The organism is Sorangium sp. So ce363 (genome assembly GCF_051520435.1).
Lineage (GTDB): Bacteria > Myxococcota_A > Polyangia > Polyangiales > Polyangiaceae > Sorangium > Sorangium cellulosum_B.
This window is the reverse complement of record NZ_CP150333.1, coordinates 4001592-4024973: the sequence shown is the minus strand read 5'-3', so window position 1 is coordinate 4024973 and position 23382 is coordinate 4001592. Positions and strand designations below refer to the sequence as shown.

The window sequence follows — 23382 nt, the reverse complement described above, 5'->3', positions numbered from 1 at the left end:
GCCTCACGCCGGCCCCAACACGGTGCCCTCACCCGGGCGGCCAGCGAGAGAGCGCGATGGGTCGCGAGGCCGGTCAGTAGAAGCGGTAACCGAGGCTCGCCGGCGCCGCGAACACCCAGCCGTCGAGGCCCTTCATGACCGTCGGCGAGACGCTCAGCAGGAGCGCGCCCGACGTCCAGCCCGCGCTCGGAAGGTCCGCGAGCACCAGGGACACATCGACGCTCCCGCCGAACGCGAGCGTCTCCACGAGCGCGCTCTCGGGGAGGCTGCCCTCGCGCGCGTTCACGGCGGCCTCGCTCCGACCGTAGTTGAGGTGGACCACCTCGGAGGGGATCTCCCCCTTGATCCCGGTGACCTTCGCCTCCTGCCCCACCGGGCCCACGAGCCCCGAAAGGCCGAGCCAGACGCGCCCGAAGCGCATCGAGATGGAGGGGCCGCCGACAACGAGATAACCGCCGCCGAACCGGTAGCCGCCCAGCACACGCGCGCCAAGGTGCAGATCCTCGGAGAGCGCAAACCCGATGAACGCCTCCCCGCCGGCAAACGGCCCGATCGCCGGATCGAAGCTGGCATGGCAGACCTCATCGTCGCAGGGCGCGATGAGCTCACCCTCCGGGATGTTGTAGCTGTACGAGTACGCGCTCAGATCGCCGAAGCTGCCGGAGTCCATCAGGCCGATCAACGCGCCGCCGGTCACCCCGGCCTGGATCACGAAGCTCCCGGTGTGCCTCGGCGAGGATCCAGCGCTCGGCTCCGGCTCCTCGGCTGCAGCAGGTGCCGCAGGCGGCGCATCGGTCTCCGGCCCCGCAGCAGCCTTCCCCGGCGCCGCAGCGCCCTTCCCCGGCCCCGCGGCGCCCTTCCCCGGCGCCGCAGCGCCCTTTCCGGCCTCCGCCGCAGCCGCGCCCTTCCCCGGCCCCGCGGCGCCCTTCCCCGGCCCCGCGGCGCCGTCCCCGGACCCCGCGCTCCCCTTCTCCGGCGCCGCTGACGCCGCCGCCGGCGCGGGCGCTTCCGCCGCGGGCGCAGGCTGCGCAGCGGCCGAGGCATCCTTGGCGAGCGCCGGCACCGCCACCGTCTTCCGCTCGCCCCGCTTGATCGTGACCGAGTGCTCCCACGGCTTTCTGCCAGGGGCGCTCGCGCGCACCTTGTGCTGGCCAGGATCGATCGGCCTCGCCTGACCCCAGAGCGCGCCGTCGACCGGCGCCCCATCCAGCATCACCTCGAGCCCCTCGATCGCGGCCGCCCGCGGCACGCTCAGCGTCAGCCGGGGGAGCGACAGCTCCAGCTTCGCTCCCCTCGCCTTCGCGTCGGCCTCCAGGCGCTTGTTGCCCTCCTTGCGGGCCGCTGCGCCGAGATCGATGTACTCGGACCACGCCGTCGCGACCTTGCCCTGCTTCTCGTGGCACATCGCCAGCGCGAGGAGCGTCGCCGACCTCGGGCTCAGCCTGTAGCTCTCCTCGAGCTTCGGGCAGGCCTCCGCGACCTTGCCCTTCTTCATCAGGCTCTTGCCCTCGTCGAGCAGCGCCTCCGCCTGCGCGAACGCGACGCCCGGGCTCACCGCGAGCGCGAGCGCGAACGCGACGCCGGCAAGGCGCGCGCAGGAGCGCCCGGCGCGCGGCAACGCATCGAGGCAGGAGCCGCGGCGCCGCGCGCGCCAGAGGGAAGCAAGCAACTTGTCGGAAGTCTCAGCGTCTTGCCGGTTCAAACGGTTCGTCGCTCCCAGGGCGATGCCCGTGAGGTGATGTCGAAGGCGCAGATGCAAGGACGGCGCGCCTCTCCAAGGAGGACGGAGCGTACCACGCCCCGTTTGAACCGAGCAAAGCCGCGCGCGGTGCGTCGCGATGACAGGACGGGCGCGTGGCAGGCGCGGGTCAGCCGGCCGCAGAGCGCTCGTCGAGCAGCTTGATGCCGGCGGCGACCTCGCTGGCGAACGACTCGGCGAGCGCCCGGGCCTGGCCGAACCGCGGCGGGACCTCCCGGGCGGCGCGGGCGAGCGCCGCGACGGCGAGGTCGTGGGGCTGGCGCACGAGGACGCGGTACGCGAGGCTCCGGCCAGGAGGCGTGGCGACGACCGCGAGCGTCGAGGCCGACCACGCGAACGGCGGATCCTTCCGCGCGGCGGTGGCGAGATCCGTGAGCGGCGTGCGCGTCATCCAGAGGGAGAGCGCCTCGGCGAAGTCCGGCGGGGCGAGCCCCGGGACGCCGTGGCCCATGTCCGCGAGGCCGACGCGCCGGGTCTCGACCTGGACGCCGCGCAGCTGCCGCCACCGGAGCAGCCGCGGGGGCGGGCGCTGGCCGCGGAAGCTCGCGCGGCCCGTCCACCAGGCGACGAGCGCGTCCGTGCGAAAGCAGTCGAGCACCCGCGCGAACGTCGCGTGCCGCGAGAGCGCGGACCCGACGTCCGCCGGCGCGGGCACGAGCTCGCAGAGGTCGCGCACGCTCGCGAGAAGGCGGGGATAGCGGCTGCGCGTGAGCACGCCGGCGAGCTCGTGGTTCGTGAGCTGGAGCAGGTCGTTCAGCGCGGCGAGGAGCGCCCACTCGGCCGCGCCGAGCTCCGGGAGCACGTCGATCGGGGCGATGAGGCGGGCGACGCGGACGCGGACCAGATCGATGCGCGAGCCGAGGTCGCGATCGATCGCCGGCGCGCCGTCGCCGAGGAGGAGCGCGAGCCGGACGCCGAAGGGGCGCACCGGGCGCAGAGGGCCGCCGAGGACGAGCGGGGCGAGCACGTTCGCCTGGAGCTCGGAGAGCCGCTCGGCGATCGCTTCAGGCTGGGTCATTGGGGCGTCCGGCCAGGGCCCGGCGGCAGCGCCCTCGGCTCGGCCAGCGCCTCGGACGGGGCGAGATCGCGCAGCGGCCGGATGCCGACACCGCCGAGCACGACCTCGGGCAGCTCGGTGGCCAGCGCCGCCGTGAGGCCCGCGGACGACACGGCCACCGCCGACCATTGCTGGGCCTCGAGCAGCGCCGTCTCGAGGGGGACGAACGCCTCCTCCGGCACGCCGATCGCCCCCCCGTCGCGCCCGATGAACAGCGCCTGCCCGGCGGGGGCGCCCAGCGCGCGGAACAGCACGCCGGGCGCGACCGCAGGGACCGCGTCGTACCCGGCAGGGATGTAGAGGCCCGGATGGACCTCCCGGAAGAACTCGCCGACCGGGATCCCCTCGATGCCTGTGGGGTGCCGGAGGAACGCGCCTGCCGCGGTGAAGGCGATGCGGGCGCGGCGCAGGGTCTCGGGGCCGAGCGCGTAGGCGACGTGCCGCAGGAGCGGCATCTCCTGCGGCCGGATCCACGACGCCGTGACCGACCGCCACGGCTCGGAGCTCGGGACGAGGCGGAGCGAGAGCACGACCGACGCGGGGCGCTGCGCGTCGCCCTCCGCCACCTTCGCCGCGACGGGCTCGCGGCCGAGCTCCACCCGGGCGAACGCCGCGACGTCGCCCATCGCCGGAAGCTTCGCGATCTCCAGCGCCTCGCGGCCCCCGCCCCGGAAGAGCACGAGGCCCGCCTCGCCGAACACCGGGCAGGCGCGGAGGTTGACCGGGTGGCGGAACCCCACCTCCACCGCCGCGCCCGGCGCGACCGGGACGAAATACCCGAGCCCCGGCGTGCTCGTGAGCAGCGGGACCATCCGGGCAGGGATGGCCGGCACGCGGAAGAGGTACCGGAGCACCGGGGCGTCATCGAAGCTCGACTCCGGCGGCCACTCGCACAGGCCGACCTCGGCCTCGACGCTGCTCCGGGAGAAGTAGCGGATCAGCGCCGGGCCGAGCCCCGACTCCGCGAGCAGCCAGCGCGGGCCCGGGTCCTTCCCGGCGGACGGATCGAGGTGCGGCTCGAGCCGGAGCAGCAGCGTGCGCACGTCGACGCGCCGCTCGACCTCGTACGTCTGCGAGAAGGCGTTGTGGTAGAGCGAGAGCGCCGCGTCGCTGGGCAGGATCTGCGGGACGTCGTACCCGAACGGCGCGGCCGCGTCGCGGTACTGGACGAAGTGCCGGCTCGTGCCGGTGAAGCTGTAGCCGCCCGCGAGCCGCGCGATCTCGGCAACACGGTCGAGCCGATCGCTGCTCTCGGCCGCGAACAGGAGGGTGACCTCCCGCGCTCCCAGCTTCGAGCGCACGATCTCGACGACGAGCGAGCGGAGGATGTCCGCGAGCGAGCCCTGCCGCGTGTAGAGCGCCAGGAAGGCGACGAGCCGATCGATCGACGGCAGGAGGACGAGCCCCTTGGCGCCGAGCGCGACCCCCTTGGCGTCGAGCCCGAGGCCGGGCGTGCGCAGCCGGGTCTGGTGAACGGCGACGCGATCGAGCATCGAAATGGCTCCCGCCGCTCGAACCTGACGTGATTGACGTGACCGACGTGACCGACGTGACGTTGAAGGAGCAGCGGAGCCGACGACCGTAGGAGGAGCCGCCGGATCCGTCAAGAGAGCCCCGCCGCGCGCGCACCACGACGTCTCCGGCCGGATCGCCGCGTCCGCGGCGCTGCCGGGTTCCCGTGACCGCGACACTGGAACTGCCATGAGCGACGGCGTAGTCTCTTTCGCGAATGCGCCCTGTCGGAACACCGCAGGCCCACGCGGCCCGGCGCCATGAGATCGCCTCTCCGCTGCGCCGGACCCCCCCGGCGCCCATCCCTCGGACCACGTCGGCTGGCGCATGAGCTCCGCGCGCATCGAGTCCGCACGGCCGCTCGTCGCAGGCCGGTTCCACATCGAGCACGAGGTCGGGCGCGGCGGGATCGGCACCGTGCACCGCGCCTTCGACGTGCAGACAGAGCGGTACGTCGCGCTGAAGATCATCACGGCGGTCGGCGTCGACGCCGAGGGCCAGGCCCGGCTCTCCCGCGAGGGGCAGATCCTCTCCGAGCTCGATCACCCGGGGATCGTGAGGGTCGTTGCGTTCGGGACGCTCGAGGCGAGCGCGGTCGACGCGGAGGGGCGGCGGATCGAGGAGGGCGCGACCTTCATCGCGATGGAGTGGCTCGACGGCGAGGACCTGGCGGCGCGCCAGAAGCGCTCCCCGCTCTCGCTGCGCGAGGGGATCGAGGTCGGGCGGCAGGTCGCGAGCGCGCTCGCGGCCGCGCACGCCGCGGGCGTCGTCCACCGCGACATCAAGCCGTCCAACATCCTCCTCCTGCGCGGCTCGCCGGACGCCCCGCTCCGCACCAAGCTCGTGGACTTCGGCGTCGCGGCGTCGAAGGAGCTCGTGCTCACGACGGACGCGGGCGGCCTCGTCGGCACGCCGGCGTACATCTCGCCGGAGCAGGCGCGCGGCGACGCGACGGTGGACGCGCGCAGCGACCTCTACTCGCTCGGCGCGACGCTGTTCGAGCTGGTCGCCGGCCGGCCCCCGCACATGGGGCCGACCTCGATCGCGACCCTCGTCCGCCTGGCGACGACGCCCGCGCCGCGCCTCTCGGAGTTCCTGCTCGACGTGGTCCCGGCGCTCGACGACCTGATCCACGCGCTCCTGCTCGCCGACCGGGAGCTCCGGCCGAGCTCGGCGCGCGAGGTGGCGGACAGGCTCGCGGCGCTCGCCGACGAGCCGTACCTGCCCACCCCGTCGCCGCTGCGCGTGAGCGACAACCCGCCGGGCGCGATGGGGACGCGCCTCGTGACCACGATCGTGGCGCTGCACGTGGCCACCGGCGAGGAGCGGCAGCGGGAGCTCGAAGCGCTGCGCCGCCGCGGGGCCGACGCGCTGCCGCTCGGCACGGACTCGATCGCCGCCCACCTCGGCGTGCGGCAGGCCCACGGCGACGAGGCGTCCCGCGCCCTCGAGCTCGGGCTCGCGCTCGGCGGCCGCGGCGGCCGCGTCGGCGTCGCCTCCGGCCGCATGCGCGTCGACAGGACGCGCGCGGCCGGCGAGGTCGTCGACCGCGCGGTCGCGCTCGCGCGCGAGGCGGGCCTCGGCAGGGTCCTCGCCGACGCCACCACGGTGGAGCTGTCTCGCGGGCGCTTCATGGGCGAGCCCCTGGAGAGCGGCGCCGTGCGGGTGCTCGCGCGCGCGCCGAAGCGGCCCGACGCGCAGACGCCGTTCGTGGGGCGGGACGCCGAGCTCATCACGACCGTCGCGGCGTTCGAGCGCTGCGTGGAGGACGGGACGCCGGTCGTGATGAGCATCTCGGGGCCGCCGGGGATCGGCAAGAGCCGGCTCGCGCGCGAGTTCGTCGCCCGCATCGTGGATCGACCGGATCCGCCGCGGCTCATCCAGCTGCGCTGCGAGTCGTTCGGCCGCGCGCAGGCGCTCGGCGTCGCCACGGACGCGCTGCGGGTCCTCATGGGCCTGCCGAAGGGCGCGTCGCTGGAGCAGGCCGAGGACGCGGTGCGCGCGCGGCGGCCGCTCCACGGCGACGGCGGGCTCCTCGCGCGCCTGCTGGCGAACCAGCCGTTCCCCGACGGCGTCGACCTGCGCGGCGCGCGCGACGCGCTCTACCTCTCGATGACCGACATCGCCGTCGACGCGGCGTCGAGCGAGCCGTGCGCGCTGCTCGTCGAGGACGCGCAGTGGGCCGACCCGGAGAGCGTCGCGTGGCTCGATCACCTCCTCGGGCGGGCGACCGGGAGGGCGCTGTTCATCCTGCTCATGGTGCGCCCCGCGTTCTGGCGCGACCAGGGCCAGCGCTTCGCCGGCCGCGACCACGTGCGCGTGGAGCTGCGCCCCATCGCGCGCCGGGCCACGCGCGAGATCGCGCGGGCGGTCTTCAGCGCAGCCGCGGCCACGCGGCCGTTCGAGGAGGCCACGCTCGACCGCGTCGCGCAGCAGGCGGCCGGCTCGCCGCTCTTCGCCGAGGAGCTCGCGCGGGTCATCGCTTCAGGCAAGGACGCCGCCACGGCGCCGACCATCGAGGCGGCCATCCAGGTGAGCCTCGACGCGCTCGACGAGCCCACCCGGGAGGCGGTGGTGCGCATGAGCGTCTTCGGCCTGTCGGTGTGGGACGTGGGCCTCGCCGAGGTCGGGGTGGCAGAGCCCGCGACGGCGCTGAAGAAGCTCATCGCCGCGGAGCTCCTCGTCGCGCAGCCCGCGTCGCGCTTTCCGGCCGCGCGCGAGTTCCTGTTCAAGCACGCGCTCGTCCGCGACGTCGCGTACGCCTCCGTCGGCGACGAGCTCCGCAAGAGGCTGCACGCAGCCGCGGCGCGCTGGCTCGATCGGCTCGGCGAGGACAGCGCGACGGTGGCGCAGCACTTCGACCTCGGCGGCGAGCACGAGGAGGCCGCGATCCGCTGGGAGGCCGCCGCGCGGCGCGCCCTGGCGACGAACTCGCTCCGCGACGCGGTCACCATGGCCGATCGCGCGCTCGTGTTCTCCCCCGACAAGCCGACGGCGTTCGCGCGCGCGGTCCTCCTCGAGGAGGCGTACTCGCGGCTCGACGCGCGCTCGCCCGAGCGCGACTCGGCGATCCGGGCGATGTGGGAGAACGTCTTCGACGAGGCGAGCGAGCTGCGCACGCTGACGGCCCGCGCGCGCTACGACCACGCGTGCGGCTCGGGGATCGACCTGGAGGAGCGGCTGACGGCGCTGCGCGACCGCGCCCGGTCGATCGATCTCGTCGAGGAGGAGGCGCAGTGCTCGGCGACGCTGGCGCAGGTCCACGCGTTCGCCGGGCAGCTGGCGATGGCCGAGCAGGAGGCCGCGCACCTGCTCGACCTCGCGGCGCGGCGGAACCTCGTCTGGGCGGCGGTCGACGCCTGGCAGACGCGCGCGGTCGCCCACCAGACCCGCGGCGAGCCGGCCGCCGCGCTGGGGGCGCGCCGGAACGCGGCGCGGGCCGCGCGCCGCGCCGGGCTGCAGGAGCGCGAGGCGATGCTGACGATGAACGTCGGCTTCGCGCTGACGACCATCGGCGCCCGGGAAGAGGCGCTCCAGGAGATCGAGGGGGGCATCGCCAGGGCGCAGGCGATCGGCAGCTCCGGGGCGGCGCGGCACGGGCAGATGATCCTGCTCTGCTGGGCGGCGACGTTCGGCCCCGAGCCCCGGCTCGACGCCGTGCTCGCGGAGCCGCGCGCGAGCGCGGACGAGGCCGCGGGGAGCATGTGGGTCGTGCGCGACCGCGTGACGCTCGGCATCCTGTTCTACCGGGGCTGCGAGCTCTTGCGCCTCGAGTCGTCGGGCCTGGCGCGGGCGCGCTCGCTGCTGAAGAAGGCCACCGACGCGTACCGCGTCACGGACAACCGCGACGTCCTGCCCGTGGCGCTCGGGTTCTGCGCCGAGGCGGAGCGCCGCTTCGGCGACGCCGAGCAGGCCCGCGAGATCGCGCGGGAGGCGGCGGCCCTGGTCGAGGCGGGCGCGCCGAGCCTGCTCAACGAGGCGCCGATCTACCTCGCGCTCCACGACGCCTGCGTGGATATGGGCGATCTGGAGGGCGCGCGGGCCGCGATGGAGCGCGCGATGCCCCCGCTCCTGCGCCGGCTGAAGGGCCTCGAGGGGACGCCCTACGCCAGCTCGTTCCTGCTCAACCTGCCGCAGAACTCGGCGCTGCTCGCGGCCGCCGAGGCCTACGGCTGCGTGCCGCCGGAGCTCGAGGTGATGCTGAGCGGCCGGCCGTAACGCCCCGCGCGGCGCTCCGACGCCCTCTCGCGCGGCCTCCGGCGGTTACGCCGAGCCCACGGCGCTGCCGGTCACTTCCGAGGCGCGGTGCCGCCGCCTGCCTTGGGGGACGTCGACGGCACCTGGCGGAGGTTGATGGTCAGCACCTCGTCGCGCGTGAACACCACGAAGCGCGCCTCCGGGGTGTACCCGTCGGCGGTGACCCGGATGCGGTGCCCGGTGCCATCCCGGCTGAACCTCGCGAAGAACGGGTTGCTGGGGAGCTCCACGTCGTCGAGGTAGATCTTCGCGTCCAGCGGCGTGGCGATGATCCGGAGCTCGACGAGGTTGGCGACCGGGGGCGCGTAGGTCGGAGGAGAAGGGGTCGTGGCCTCGCCCCCCCTGGTCTCCGCAGGAACATCGCCCTCCGGCGGGGTCGTCGTGGGGCGGAGCGCGAGGACCGCCCACGCGCCGCCGATCAGCAGCACCGAGAGCACGGCGATCCCCGCGCTCCAGAGCGCCTTTCGCCGGGTCGACTTGGTGTTGGCGACCATGATCGTGGGGATCGTCTGGCGGTTCGAGATGCTGTCCTCGCGCGACGGGTCGTCGCCCAGCATCTGGTCCCCGACCGGCGCGGAGAACTGCTGCGACATCTGCGAGAGCGGCATGCGCTGAGACCACGGCACGGCGCCGCGCTCCTCGAGCACGGGCAGGATCTCGAACTCCTCCCCGCCCTCGGCCGCGCCGGCGTGGAGCCGCCCCAGCTGGTCGCTGATCGCGGACCTCACCTCGGCGCGGCGGTGCGCGAAGGTCTCACCGATGAGGCGACCGATCTCGGCCGAGGAGGGGCGGCGGCCCATCGTCGCCAGGTACGCCTCGACGTCGTCACGCATCTGGGCCGCCGTCGCGTACCGCTCCTCGGGCGCCATCGCGAGCGCGCGCGAGCAGATCCGCTCGAGGGCGTCAGGCGCCGCGGGCCACCGCTCGCGCAGCTTCGGGATCTCGCCGAACGTGAGCCGCTGGAGGATCTGCACGTCGGAGAGATCCCCCCAGAAGCGCTCGCCCACGACGAGCTCCCAGAAGATGAGGCCCATCGAGAAGATGTCCGCGCGGCGATCGACCATCGTCGCGAGGGCCTGCTCCGGCGCCATGTACCGGATCTTCCCCTTCACGACGCCGGTGCTGGTGTCCGCGTCCCGCGTCGCCCACTTCGCGATGCCGAAGTCGACGACCTTCGCCTGCCCGTCGTAGGTGACGAAGATGTTGTGCGGGCTGATGTCGCGGTGGACCACATGGAGCGGCTGACCGTTGAAATCCATGAGGTCGTGCGCGTAGTGGAGCCCGGCGAGCGCGTCGGCGAGGATCGCCAGGTAGACCGCGCGGTGACGCGACGGGTCGATCTTCCTGCAGATCCGATCGAGCGAGTGCCCTTCCAGGTACTCCATCACGATGTAGTACTGTTCGTCGATCTGGCCGCACTCGTACGTCTGCACGACGTTCGGGTGGTTCAGCCGCGCGGCGAGCCTCGCCTCGTCGAGGAACATCGCGTTGACCTCGGGCTCGGTCGCGATCCCCGGCTTGAGCCGCTTGATCACGACCAGCTTCTCGAACCCGAGCGGGCCGCGATGCGCAGCGAGGAAGACCTCGGCCATCCCTCCCTGCCCAAGCTTTGCGATCAGCCTGTATCTCCCGAAGCCTCTCGCGGACTGCACGGGGAGCCGGACGATCATCGATGACGAGGTCACAGCACCTGATCGTTCGTAAGGATTGCTGACTCGTCAAGCAGACTCATGGAGATGTGCATCCCTCCGGCACAGCGGAGCCCCGGGGCGAGGAGCGCGCGCGCGCTCCCCTGAATGCCCCGGGTGCTCCGGTTATTGGGGTGAATTCCGCTACTTAGGCCCTGCTGCCGCGCGGGATCACCCCTCGCCGATGGCGATCCCGAGCGCCTGACGCAGCGCGAAATACTGATCGCTCGTCGAGAAGACGATCAGCTCCTTGAGCCTGTCCTGGGGCGGGAGATCCCCGGGCTGCTGCGGCTCGGCGGCGATGATCTTCTTCGCGATCTCGAGATCGCCCGAGAGGAGCAGGCCGGTGCGCGCCGCGGTGATGTCGACGCACTGGACCCACCGCTTGATGTTGGCCTTCGCGCCCTCCGCAAGGAACTTCTTGACCACCATGCGGAGCCCCTCGAGCTGCATCGGCTGCATGAACCCGCGGAGCGTCTGCGCGGTCGCCGTGATCTGCTTCTCGATGTCCGGCGGGACCGACGTGTCGGGCGCGACGAGCTTGATCCCGGCGAAGAGGAGCACCGTCAGCTCGGTGACCGTCGGGAACAGCGTCTTGATGTAGTGCTCGCCGCGGTACATCGCGAGGTGCTTGCCGACGATGAACGTGAGCTCCTGCGGCGAGAACCCGGTCAGCACGGTCTGACCCGCGACGGACGCCGGCTGCTCGTTCGCCACCGCGACGAGCGCGCCGGGCACGTCGCTCCGCACGTAGAGCCGCGGCGCCGGCAGGCCGAGGACGTTGGCCGCCCACCCGAAGGTCCGGGCGAACGTCACCGTCGAGGTCGCCGGATCCTGCAGGAAGCGCTGATCGAGGACCGGCAGCTCACGGCGCTGCTTGAGCGTCTCGATCTTCGCCCTGAGCGCGGCCCCCGCGATCATCTCGAAGATCTTGCCGACGTAGAGGTTCTCCTCCTCGTGGAACAGGTTCCTGATCCACTGCTCGTTGTCGAGCCGGCTCTTCGCCTGGATGAGCCCCTGCGGGCGGTAGTCCTCGAAGTACTGCTGCTCGTCGGGATCGGCCTTGCGGAGGAACGACAGCGCCGCCGCGACGCACCAGGCCTGGTCGTAGCGCTTGCTGTCCACGTACAGGCGGTAGAGCCGCTTGTACGGGTCGATCTTCATCGGATCGATCTTGACCATCGCCTGGAACTCGCCGGTCGCCAGATCGAACTGCTCCGACTGCTCATAGAGCTCCGCGAGGATCAGGTGCTCCGTCGCGTCCTCGGGCTTGAGCCGCGACGCCATGCGGAACGTCTCGAGGGCGGCCGTCCTGTCGCCGAGCCGATCGCGGTAGATGAGCCCGAGCGCGTGCCAGAGGCTGTACTCGAGGTCCGTGTTCCCCTTGCCGGCGACCCTGTGCAGCATCTTGCGGTACGCCCGCTCGAGCTGCTTCCACTCCTTCTGCGCCGTGAGGATCTTGTTGATGCGCTCGAAGGCCTCGAGGGAGTGCGGGTTCAGGTCCAGCGTGTCGTTGAACAGCTCCACCGCGCGCGCCGGGTCGTCCAGCTTGTCGCGGTAGATCTGCGCCATCGTGTAAAGGTAACGGCTCTTCCGATCCGGCTGCGGCTCCAGCTCCGCGATGCGCTGGAGGCAGTCCACCATCCGCTCCCACTGCCCCGTGCGCTGGTAGAGCTGGAGCAGCTTGTGGAGCAGCACGTGGTTCTGCGGCTCCAGGTCGAGCGCCTCCTCCAGGGCCTCCACGCCCTTCGGGATGTTGTTCTCCTTGTCGACCCAGATGTCGCCGATGTCGTTCAACATCTTGAACCGCTCGGGGCCGTCCATGATGTTGTCGAGGATCAGCCGCTTGTAGTGGCAGACCTGCTTCCAGTCCTTGAGCGCGTCGTAGACGGCGACCATCGCCTCGAGCGTCGGCCGGTGCGCGGGATCGGCCCCGAGCGCCTTCTCGAAGTTGTTGACCGCCTGCTTCGACTGCCCCTGCGCCTGCTTGATGCAGCCGAGCTTGTAGTAGACGGTCGCGCGCTCCTCGGTCTCGGCCTCGTCGAGGCTGGTGAGCACCTTCTGGTAGTTCGTCAGCGCGCTCGCCCAATCGCCGAGCTTGAAGCTGACGTCCGCCAGGCCCCGGATCGTCTCCTGGTCGGTCAGATCGAGGTTGTGCGCGGCCGTGTACGCCTTGAGCGAGGCGTCGTCCTTGCCGAGCCGATCGAGGACCCGCCCGAAGGTCCGCTGCAGCCGGTGCTGCTCTGACCTATCGCGCTTGCCGCTCTTCCTGACGAGCATCTCCGCGAGCGGCTCGGCCTGGGCCCACCGCTCCGTGGAGACGTACTCGTTGAGGAGCGGCATCGCGGCGTCCTCGTTGTCGGGATCGCTCTGGAGCGCCATCTCGTACGCCTGCACCGCGAGCGCGTGCTCGCCGAGCATGTCGTCCCGGAGCTTGCCGAGCTCGACGAGCAGCCGCGCCTTGGCGCGGGGCGCGTCGGTGTTCATCTGCTCCTGATCGAGGTAACGCGCCGCCCGGTCCCAGTCGGCCGCGTCGATCGCGATCACCCGCAGCGCCGCCAGCGTCGGCACGTGCGACGGATCGAGATCGAGCGCCATCTCGAAGCGCTCCTGGGCCTGGACCCGCTCGCCGAGCTTCTCGTCGAGCTGCCGGCCGATCCGGAAGTACATCTCGACGCGCTGCTTGCCGTCGGCCGTCAGGTCGGCGACGCGCGTCATGTACTCGATGGCCTTCGCCGAGTTGTCCTGCTTCTCGTAGAGCTTCGCCAGCGCCTCCAGGGCCGGGATGTGCGTGTCCTGGATGTCGACGATGTTCAGGTACGCGTCGATCGCGCGGTCGAGGTCCTCGATCTCCTCTGCGTAGACCTTGGCCGTGTGGGACCAGAGCTCGATCTTCTTCTGCCGATCCTCCGCCGCGTTGATGTGGCGATCGTAGGTGTTGATGAGATCGTGCCACTGGCGGAGCCGGCGATAGCAGCGCTCCAGGGCCTCGAGCGCGGGCTCGTGGCTCGGGTCGATCTCGACCACCTGCTCGAGGCGCGCGGCCGACAGATCGGGCTTCAGGAACTGCGCCTCCTGGAGGGTCGCGATCTTCATCAGCACGTCGATGCGCTCGCGCTCCGTGGTGACCACGTCGAGCTGCATCTCGAGGACGCGCACGAGATCGGGCCACTGGTGCGTCGCCGTGTAGACGCGCTCGAGCCCCCGCATCGCGAGGAGGTTCGAGGCGTCGATGTCCAGCACCTCGCGGTAGACCGCGCCGGCCTTCTCGATCAGGCCGAGCTTGGACTCGTAGAGGCCGGCCGTGCGCAGCTTCACGGCCGCGACGACGTCGGACTCGTTCACGGCCCGCGCCTTGCGGAGCAGGACGTCGACGAGATCGTTCGACTGATCGCGATCCGTGTAGATCCGCTCCAGCGCCTCGAGGGCCGGCAGGTGCAGCGGATCCACGTCGAGGGCGCGCCGGTAGAAGCTGAGCCCCTGCTCGACCTCGCCCATGTGCTTCTCGAGGACCTCGCCGAGCTCGGTCAGGACCTCCTTCCGATCGACGTCGGTGACCGCGACGTTGAGGGCGCTCGTCAGCATCTGCCCCTGCTGCTGCCACTGGCCGGTCTTCTTGAAGAAGTTCGCCATCTGGCGCAGCACGGCGACGTTGTTCGGGTCGTGCGCGAGGATCTGCTGGTAGTACGGCTGGGCGTACTCGGGGTGACCGAGGTCCTCCGCGTACCACTTGGCGAGGCGCAGGCAGAGCGTGATCTTCTGGAGCGGGGCCGTCTGCTGCTGCAGCCACCCGTTCACCGTCTGCACGAGCTCGGGCCAGCGGTTCGTCGCCTGCGCCATGCGCTCGAGGTAGCGGACCGTGTCCATGTCGGAGAAGTCCATCTCGAACGCCGTGAGCAGCGCGTCGAAGGCCTGCGGCTTGTCCTCGAGCTGCTCCTCGAAGACCCGGGCCACCTTGCGGAGGATGTCGGTCTTGTCGGAGACCTCCTCGCGCGACTCGAGCCGCGCGAGGTAGAGCTCGATGAGCGGCTCGCTCCGCCGGGCCGCGTCGTGGAGCTCCTCGAGCGCCGCGAAGGCCTGGTCGTGCGTCGGCTCGAGCTCCAGGACCTTCTCGTACGCGAGCGTGCCCCGGTCCTTCTCCTCGACCTGGTGCTCCCAGATCTGCGCCACCTCGAGGTACTCGCGCACCTTGTCCGCCGGCGACTCGTAGGCCGCCGCCCGGCCCATCTTCACGTCGATGACCTCGACCCAGCGCCCCTCGGCCCGGAGCAGGTTCTCCAGGGCGGCCATCGCCTCGAAGTCCTTCGGGTCGACCTCGAGCAGCTTCCTCCAGGCGTCGATGGCGTCGTACGCCTGCCCGAGGACGTGCTGGTAGGTCGTCCCGAGCTCGCGGTACAGCGCGATCACGTTCTCGGCCGGCAGCACGTCCCGCGCCCGATCCACCGTCTGGTGGAGAGAGCTCACGATCTGCTCGGGCTCGTTGCGCAGCCGCCAGATCGCCGCGATGGCGTAGAGCGCCTCGAGGTTCGCGTAGTCGATGTCGAGGACGCGCTGGTAGTCGTCGAGCGACGAGTCGTCGCGGCCGAGCTGCTCGTGGAACAGCTTGGCGCGGCGGAGCAGCACCGCGACGCGCGACTCGTCGTCGATCGCGATGTCGTAATGCCGCTCGAGGACGTCGCAGAGCTCGGACCACTGCCCCACGCGCTCATAGAGGTTGGACAGCGCCCCGAGCGCCTCCGGATCCTCGCCCCGGAGGTCGAGGACGCGCTTCCAGGTCTCGACCGCGCCCTGTACGTCGTTCAGCCGATCGGCGAGCAGGTGCGCCATCTTGGCGCGGATGTCGGCCTCCTGGCTGTCGCCCATCGCGTTCTCGAGCTCCCGCTCCAGCACGACCTTGAGCTGGGTCCAGGCCCCCTTGGCCGTGTAGATGCGCTCGAGGGCGCTGATCGCCTGCTCGTTCGTCGTCTCGAGCTCGTCGAAGATGCGCCGGAACGCGCGGATGGCGTCGTCGAGCTGACCGAGCCGCTCCTCGTACGTCTGCCCGAGCCGGAGGTACAGGTCGACGAGCTCCGGGCGATCCTCGGTCGCGCGCACCCGCTGCTCGAGCACGCTCGCGAGCTCCGGGTACTGCTCGAGCTGCGTGTAGATCCGATCGAGGTTCGAGAGCGCCTCGGCCTCGAGCGGCTCGATGCCGAGCACGTACCGGTACGTCTCCTCGGCCTTGGCGACGTCGCTGAGGTCGGTCTCGAAGACCCGCGCGAGCCGCTTGCCGATGCCGGTCTGGACGTCCTTGTCGCTGTGGATGCCCAGCACGTCGGCGTACGCGTTGGCGAGCATCTCCCAGCCGCCGTCGACCGAGCCGGCGAGCCGCTCGACCTCCTCGAGCGTCTTCTCGTCGCCCGGGTACTCCTTCAACGCCCGCATGAAGACGGCGAGGGCCCCGTCCGGCGAGATGAGGCGCTCCTCCTGGAGCTCCCCCAGCCGGTAGTACATCGCCTGCCGCTCCTGCGCCTCGGTGAGGTGGGTGAGCTCCGCCTCGAGCACCCCGCCGAGCTTCTCCCACTCCGCCGCCGCCTGGTAGAGCGGCTCCAGGATGGCGCCGATCTCGATCTGCTTGATCCCGGCCGCGAAGAGCCCCTCGAGGGCCTCGAGCGTGGGCGAGTGCTCGGGCGCCGCCGTGAGCACCTCGCGGTACGCCCCGATGGCCGCGGGCAGGTCGTTGAGACGCGTTTGATAGACCACGCCGAGCCGGTACTTGAACTCGAGGATCTCGTCCGGCGGCTGCGCGATCTCCGACTCGCGCGACAGGATGGTGACGAGATCGCCCCACCGCTCGGTCGCGGTGAACAGGCGATCGAGCGACGCGATCGCGGTCTGGTTCTCCGGCTCGACCTCGAGCACGCGCCGGTAGCGCGCGACGGCGCTGTCGATGTCGTCGAGCTGCGTCTCGAAGATCTGCGCGAGCCGAAGCCCGAGCTCCACGAAGCGCGCCGGCTCCTCGCCGAGCCGGCCGAGCTCGGTGTCGTACAGCGCGGCCACCTGCGGCCAGCGGTTCACCATCATCGCGAGCCGCTCCAGGTTCGAGAGCGACTCCTCGTTGCCGATATCGCACGTCACCGCCCGCGCGTACGTCTCGAACGCGGTGACGTGGTCGCTCAGCATCTCCTCCGAGAGGCGCGCGATGCGGTGGAGCAGATCGACCCTCTCGTACGGGTCCTCGGCCACCTTGACCCGGACCTCGAGCACGCTGATCAGCTTCTGCCACTCGCCGGACGCGTCGTAGATCGGCTCGAGCACCAGCGCGGCGCCGAGCGGCTCGCGGCTGCCGTCCTTGATCTGCTCGAGCGCCCGCAGCGTCGGCTCGTGATCGGGCATCTGCTGCAAGAGATCGCGGTAGAGCTCGATCGCGCGGGACACGTCGTCGAGGTGCTTCTCGTAGAGCTCCGCGATCCGGTACTGGTAGCTGATGCCCTCCGCCGGATCCGCGGTGATCTCCGCCTCGTGCTGGAGCACGCTGAGCAGCTCGAGCCAGTTCTGCGACGTCTGGTAGAGCACGTCGAGCCGCCCGAGCGCCTGGAGATCGTCCGGATCGATCTCGAGCACGCGCTGGTACGTGTCGATCGCGCTCGCGACGTTGCCGAGCTCGCGCTCGTACACCGCGCCGATCTGGTAGTAGATGCGCTTCTTCTCGTTCGAATCGAGGACGAGATCGGCCTTCTTCGCGTAGACCGAGAGGAGCTCCTGCCAGCGTGAGAGGCTGAGGTAGAGCTTCGTCAGCGCGTCGATCGCCCGCAGATCCTCGGCGTCGAGCTCGAGCACCTTGCCATAGACGGCGATGGCCTGATCGTGCCGCTCGAGCACCTCCTCCTCGAGGCTCGCGGCCTGGAAGAGGGCGAGCTTCTTCTCGCTCAGGTCGTCGAGGATGTCCGCCTTCTGCTGGAGGATCTGCGACAGCTCGTTGTAGCGCTCCGAGGTCCTGAACAGCCGCTCGAGCGACTCGGCGGCGTGCAGGTTGCGCGGATCGATCTCGAGCACGCGCCGGTAGTGCCCGACGGCGCTGTCCATGTCGCCGAGGTCTCCCTCGTAGATCCGAGCGCTCATCGTGTAGAGCGAGCTCGCGAGCTCCGCGTCGGTCTGCTGCGCCGCCAGCGTCTCGAACACGCGCGCCAGGTCGGCGAAGCGACCGGTCGCGCGCGCGAGCCGGTCGAGCCCCTCCTGCGTCGACTCCGAGGCCGGATCCTGGCTCAGCGCCCGCGCGTAGGTGTCGAAGGCTGAGCTGAGGTCGCTGCCCGCGTCCTCGTAGAGCACGGCGATCTGGTGGAGCAGCTCGACGCGACGGGTCACGTCGTCGCTGCGCCGCACCTGCACCTCGTGCACCCCGATGAGCTTCTGGAAGTCGCCCGACTGGCGGTACAGCGGCTCGAGGATCTCCGCGATCGCGAGCTCGTGCTCGGCGACCTTCCCGAGGCGCTCGAGCGCCCCGAGCGCCTCGACGTTGGTCGGCTCGCGCTCGAGCACCTGCCGGTAGATGTCGATCGCCGAGTCGACGAGCCGCATCCGCGACTCCCGCAGCGCGGCGAGCCGGAGCATCAGCCGGATCTGCGCCTCCTCCTCGACCGCGATGCCGAGCTGCGCCTCGAGGTTGTCCGCCAGCTCTTCCCACATGCCCTGGCGGCTGAAGAGCCCGTCGAGCGCCGCAAGCGCCACCAGGCTCGTGTTGTCGATGGAGAGGACCTCGCGGTACGCGGCGATCGCCTCCTCCGGCTGCCCGAGCCGCTGCTCGTAGACCTCGGCCATCTGCGCATAGAGGCCCTCGCGCTCGGACGGCTCGTGCACGAGCTCGATGCGGCGCCGGTAGACGCCGATGAGATCGCCCCAGCGCTCGGTGCGCCGGTAGAGCTCGTCCATCGCCTCCAGCGCCTCCGAGTCGGCGGGATCGATCGAGAGCACGCGGAGGTAGCCGTTCGCCGCCTCCTCGACCTTTCCGAGCCGCTCGTGGATGCTACCGAGGCGCATCCAGTATTCGCGGCTCAGCCGCGCGTCGCTCAGCGAATCGGCGATCTCGCTGAAGATGACGTCGAGCCTGTCCCAGGCGCCCGCCTGCGCGGCGAGCGACTCGAGCTCCGCCCGCGTCTCGGCGTGCGACGGGTCGTCCTTGAGCGCCCGCGACTGCGCGTCGAACGCGCGGCCCAGGTCGCTCAGGCTCTCGGCCGCCGTCCGCGCCACCTTCCGGAGCAGCGCGACGCGGGTCGCCGTGTCGCCCTCGGCCGCGGCGAGGATCTCCAGCGCCTGGATCAGCTTCTCCCAGTCGCCGCGCCCCTCGTAGATCTCCTGCAGGATGGCCGCCGCCTCGGCCCGCAGGGACTCGTTCGAGAGCAGCGCCTCGAGCGCGAGGCGCGCCGCGTCGTTGCCCGGATCGAGGATCAGGATTTCCTTGTAGTTCTCGAGCGCTCCGGCCGCATCGTTCAGGTGCTTCTCGAGGGTGCTCCCGAGCCGGAACTTGAGGTCGATGAGCGCCTGCTCGTCGAGCGGAGAGTCGATCCGCTTGCGGAGCACGTCGACGTAGGACTCCCAGTCCTGCTGCTCGCGGTAGAGCTTGTCGAGCGCCGCGAGCGCCTGCGGGTCCGTCGGCTCGTCGTCGAGCACCTGGCGGTACGTCCCGATCGCCTGCGCCGCGTCGCGCAGCTCCCCTTCGTAGAGCTCCGCGATCGCGTAGAGGATCTGCTTGCGCTCCTCCGGCTCGGTGACGATGCCGAGCTTCTTCTCGTAGATGCCGAGCAGCTCGCCGAACCGGCCCGTCTCGCGGTAGAGCCGCTCCAGCGCGCCGATCGCGGCCTGGTTCTCGCCGTCCGCCTCGTACACGGCGCGGAACTGCGAGAGCGCCTCGTCGATGCGCTTCACCTCGTCGAGCAACACCCGCCCGAGCCGGAGCCGGAGATCGACCCCGAGCGCGATGTCCCCCTCGCCCTCGGCGCGCGCGATCGCCGACGAGTAGGCCTGGATCAGGGCGTCCCACCCCTCCGTCGAGCGCGCGGCGCGCTCGACGTCATCGATGCACTGCTCGTCCTGCGGGGCGATCTGGAAGGCCGAGAGGTAACGCTCGAACGCCCGCTGCGGCTCCTTGAGGCGCGTCTCGTAGAGCGCCGCGACCTGCCGGTAGAGGTCGAGCCGGGAGACGTCGTCCTGGTCGTGCGAGAGCTTCACCTCGATGGCGCCGGCGAGCCCCTTCGGGTTGTTCGCCTGCGTGTAGATCGGGATGAGCGCCTCGGCCGCGGCGAGGTGCGAGCCGTCGATCGAGAGCACCTTCTCGTAGGCGCGCGCGGCGCGATCCGCCTTCTGCTTCTGGACCATCCAGAGCTCGGCGATCTTGACCAGCAGGCTGATCTTGGCCGCGTCGTCGGTCTCCTTGGCCTCCTGCGACTCGAGGACCCGGATGAACTCGTCCCACTTGCCGCTCTCGGCGTAGAACACCTCGAGGTCATCCCAGCGCTGCAGCTGGAGGTACGCCTTCTTGAGCGCCTCCTGGGCCTTGCGGTCCTGGGGGTTCAGCGCGATCACCTCTTGCCAGGCCTTGACGGCCGCCTCGTCGTCCTTGAGGCGCTCGCCGTAGAGCTGCGCGAGCTTGCTGAGGAGCGCGAGCTTCTGGGTGCTGTCGAAGGTCGTGTCGACCTGCTTCTGCAGCACCCTCGCGAACGCCTGGTAGTCCTTGTTCTTCTCGTAGAGCCCGGCCAGCGCGTTCAGCGCCTCGGGGTTCTCCGGGTCGTTCGCGAGGACCTCGTCCCAGAGCTCGATGCAGAAGTCGACCTTCTTCACCCGCTCCGACGCGAGCTTCGCGATCTCGAGGTACTTCGCGGCGCGATCGCCGCCCTCCGGGAGCGCCGCGGCCTCGCGGCGGAGCAGCCCGATGAGCTTCTCCCAGTCGCGCCGCTTCTCGTAGCTCTGGCGGAGGAAGTCGATCGCCTGCGCGTGCTCGCCGTCGATCGCGAGGATCGCCTCGTAGCACTTCACCGCCTCGGCCGCGTTCGAGAACTTGCCCGAGTAGAGCTCCGCCGCCTTCGCGTAGTTGTCGATCTTCTCGGCAGGATCCGAGACCGCCTCGGCGATCTCGATCAGCGTCTTGACGTACTCGTTGTACCGCTTGGCCTGCTCCTGCTTCTGGGCCTTGGCCTTGAGCTCCTCGACGCGGCCCGCGACCTCCGCGCCGGGAGGCGGCGGCGCTGTCGGCCGCCGGCCGACCTCCGAATCCGCAGGCCTGCTCTCGGCGGGAGCCCGCGCGGGAGGCGGCGGCGCGATGTCGGCCACCGAGGATCTCGCGTCGCGCTCGTCCACCGACGAGGCGTCCACAGGAGCGCTCGCGGGCGCGCTCGCCCTGCCGCTCACCGGGGCCGGCGCGCTCACCGGGGCTGGCGTGCTGAGCGGGGCCGGCGCGCTGACGGGCGCAGGCGCGCTCGTGGGAAGCGGCGTGGCGTCCGCAGGCGCGACGGCCACGGGCGCAGGCGCGGCCGGCGCGACGACGACAGGTGCGGGCGCGACGACAACGGGCGCGGGCGCGGCAGCAGCCGGGGGAGGCGCGGACGGCGCGACAGGAGCGGCCGTGAGGCGCTCGCCGATCTGCGCTTCGAACGCGCTCACGCTCGGGTGCGTCGGGGCGACCGCCGAGAGCCTCTCGAACCAGCTCCTGGCCCGGATGAGGTTGCCGAGCTGGCGCCAGGCGATGCCGCCCGCCTGCGCGATCATGTACGGGGAGCTGCCGTTCTGGTTGGCAGCGCTCTCCGCCAGCGACGCGACGCGCTCCCAGTTGCCCTCCTTCGTCCCCCAGAGCTCGCGCAGGTAGGCGAACGCAGCCTCGTTCGAGGGGTCGAACCGGAGCGATTCCTCGAGGAGCTTCGATCCGATCTCGACGTTCTGGTGCCGCGTGGCCCAGCGGACGCCGAATTTGAACGCCGCCTCTCCGCGCGCCACGCCGGCGCGCGCGTCGAGGATGCGTCGCTGCGTCTCCACGATCGCCTGCGGCCGCTCCGCCTCGACGAGGAGCCCCTCGAACATCGTCGCGGCCTGCTTGTCGGAAGGCGCCGTCTCGTACGCCCTCCGGAGCAGGTCCTCGAGCTGACCGCGATCGAAGCGCTTCGCGAGGCGCGCCGCGCGGAGCAGCAGCCGCTTGCGCTCGTCGGTGCTCGCGGCCGCGTCGGCCGCATCCACCAGCTCCGCCATGCGCGCCGACCACGACGACTGATCGACCTGCATGTCGAAGAGGCAGGCCCGCGCCTCCTCGCTCGTCCCGCCGGACGCGGCGAGGCCTTTCGCGTACATCTCCGTCGCGCGCTCGAAATCGCCCGCGTCGCAGAGCACGTCGCCGAGCTCCACGCGAAGCTCGGCGGCCGCGGTACCCTCGGGGGCGTTCCTCAGCTCGAGCTCCAGGAGCTTCTGGACCATGTTGGTCTTGCCGAGGTCCCAGTAGATGGAACGAGCCGACTCCAGCGCCTCTAACAGCGCTGGATTCAGCTTGTAGGCGTCCTGGAAGTGCTTCAGCGCCTTGACGGCCTGAAGGAACTTCTCCTCGAGCAGCCGCCCGAGCTTCAGGTGATATGCCGCCTTCCGGGTCGCGTCCCCTTCGGCCGCAATCCCCTTCTCGAGCTCCTCGACGAGCCCTTGCCAGTCATGAACCGACTCGAGATGATTGAGACGCTGCGCAAGATCCATTGATTATCGACCCTCGGCCCCGACCTTCGAACGAATTGAAACGCTTACGTGCCCCGTGCCGCGCGCGGCATCACGGCTATTGACCGCCGAGCCGCGCGACGAGCGTGTTCGCCGTCTCGCACTCGGTCTTGAAGCTCGCCGCCTTCGATCCCTTGCAGGCGCGCGTGGTGAACCCCTTGAGCATCTGGATTGCCTCCTGCTTGCGCGGCGGATCCAGGGTCGCGTAGGTGCTCCCTAGACTCCAGAGAATCTGCACCGACTCGGGACCATCCGTGGGCGCCACCGCCTTGGCGGCCTCGAGCTCGGACACCATCTCCGCCGTGGACCCCCGGTCCTGGTAGACCGACGCGAGCAGGCTGTGGACGCCGAAGAGGTACTTGTCCCCCGGCTTCGCGAACGACTTCGCCTCCTTGAGCACCTGCTCGGCCTCCTTCGTGTACCCGAGACGGGTGTACAGGTCGGCGAGCGCCGCGTAGTAGCGGATTTCGTTCGGATTGTGCTCGATCGCCTTGGTGAGGTTCTCGAGCGCCTTCTGCTCGTCGTCCGTCCAGAGGTAGACGTTCCCGAGCTGGGAGTAGCAATCCGCGAAGTTGGGGTCGTTCTCGATACACTTCTGGTACGGCTCTTTGGCCTCTTCGTACGAGATCGTCTTTTTCTTCGCTTGCTGCTCGAGCGCCCACCCCCGTTCGAACCAGTAGTTGGCGAACTTCGGGGCGATCTGCGTGGCGCGAGCCAGCGTCGATGCGACCTTGTCCCACGACTCCGACTTCTTGTGTGCCATCGCCAGCTTGAAGAAGATGCGGTGGTTGTTCGGGTCGAGCTTGGTCGCCTGCTCGTACTTGTTGGCCGCACCGTCGGGGTTGACGGCGACCTCCTTGTCGGCCTGATTCGCCAGGATGACGGCCTCCTGGCGGTGTCGGCTGCAGCCCAGGCCTGCCGCGCTCGCCGCGACCAGGCCAACCATCAAGAATGCCCCAAGCTTCATCTCGCTCACCTTTCGAATGGCCCCGGCATCGCCGGCCTCTGAGTGACCTGGGCGTCGCGTCGCCCCTCTTCAAAACGTCCCGGAGTCGGCTGCGCCGCTCCTTCAGCGTCCCGGAGCCGGCTGCGCCGCTCCGTCCCCAATCCCGGAGACGGCTGCGCCGCTCCTTCCAGCGTCCCGGAGTCGGCTGCGCCGCTCCGTCCCCAATCCCGGAGTCGGCTGCGCCGCTCCTTCCAGCGTCCCGGAGACGGCTGCGCCGCTCCGTCAGCAATCTAGGAGACGGGCTGCCCCGCTCCGTGTGGCACCGTCACAAGCGTCCCGAGGTGGCGCGCGTTGAACCTCGCGCGGCGACGCGAGAATAGGCGGAGGCAACCGCGGAAGTCCAGGGCTTCAAACCCCGCGCATGCGCCTCGCTGCAGCGCCTTCA

At 71.0% G+C, this 23382-nt stretch carries 7 protein-coding genes; 1 reads left to right on the top strand and 6 read right to left on the bottom strand.

The features are described from left to right. Nucleotides 1-73 precede the first annotated feature (73 nt). The 3 genes from WMF12_RS15380 to WMF12_RS15370 form a co-directional block, all read right to left on the bottom strand. On the bottom strand, nucleotides 74-1669 hold the full coding sequence (locus WMF12_RS15380) for a tetratricopeptide repeat protein (RefSeq protein WP_437872292.1): 1596 nt from the start codon (nucleotides 1667-1669) through the stop codon (nucleotides 74-76). 199 nt (nucleotides 1670-1868) lie between these two features. Further along, nucleotides 1869-2777, bottom strand: a complete 909-nt coding sequence (locus tag WMF12_RS15375; protein WP_437746403.1) for a hypothetical protein — start codon at nucleotides 2775-2777, stop codon at nucleotides 1869-1871. Continuing rightward, nucleotides 2774-4309 (bottom strand): hypothetical protein, encoded by a 1536-nt coding sequence (locus WMF12_RS15370; protein WP_437872291.1) that lies wholly within the window; start codon nucleotides 4307-4309, stop codon nucleotides 2774-2776. The genes WMF12_RS15375 and WMF12_RS15370 overlap by 4 nt, the downstream gene beginning before the upstream one ends. Nucleotides 4310-4655: 346 nt before the next feature. Here WMF12_RS15370 and WMF12_RS15365 point away from each other — a divergent pair, with 346 nt between their 5' ends. Continuing rightward, nucleotides 4656-8546 (top strand): serine/threonine-protein kinase, encoded by a 3891-nt coding sequence (locus WMF12_RS15365; protein WP_437746401.1) that lies wholly within the window; start codon nucleotides 4656-4658, stop codon nucleotides 8544-8546. A 71-nt stretch (nucleotides 8547-8617) separates the two neighbouring features. On the opposite strand, the gene WMF12_RS15360 is transcribed toward WMF12_RS15365, so the two are convergent. From WMF12_RS15360 to WMF12_RS15350, 3 genes are all read right to left on the bottom strand, one after another. Beyond that, nucleotides 8618-10255 (bottom strand): protein kinase domain-containing protein, encoded by a 1638-nt coding sequence (locus WMF12_RS15360; RefSeq protein ID WP_437873856.1) that lies wholly within the window; start codon nucleotides 10253-10255, stop codon nucleotides 8618-8620. Between the two features lie 189 nt (nucleotides 10256-10444). Continuing rightward, nucleotides 10445-21973: a tetratricopeptide repeat protein gene (locus tag WMF12_RS15355; RefSeq protein ID WP_437872290.1), complete on the bottom strand. Its 11529-nt coding sequence runs from the start codon at nucleotides 21971-21973 to the stop codon at nucleotides 10445-10447. 76 nt (nucleotides 21974-22049) lie between these two features. Next, nucleotides 22050-22958, bottom strand: a complete 909-nt coding sequence (locus WMF12_RS15350) for a tetratricopeptide repeat protein (protein WP_437552778.1) — start codon at nucleotides 22956-22958, stop codon at nucleotides 22050-22052. Nucleotides 22959-23382: the final 424 nt, after the last annotated feature.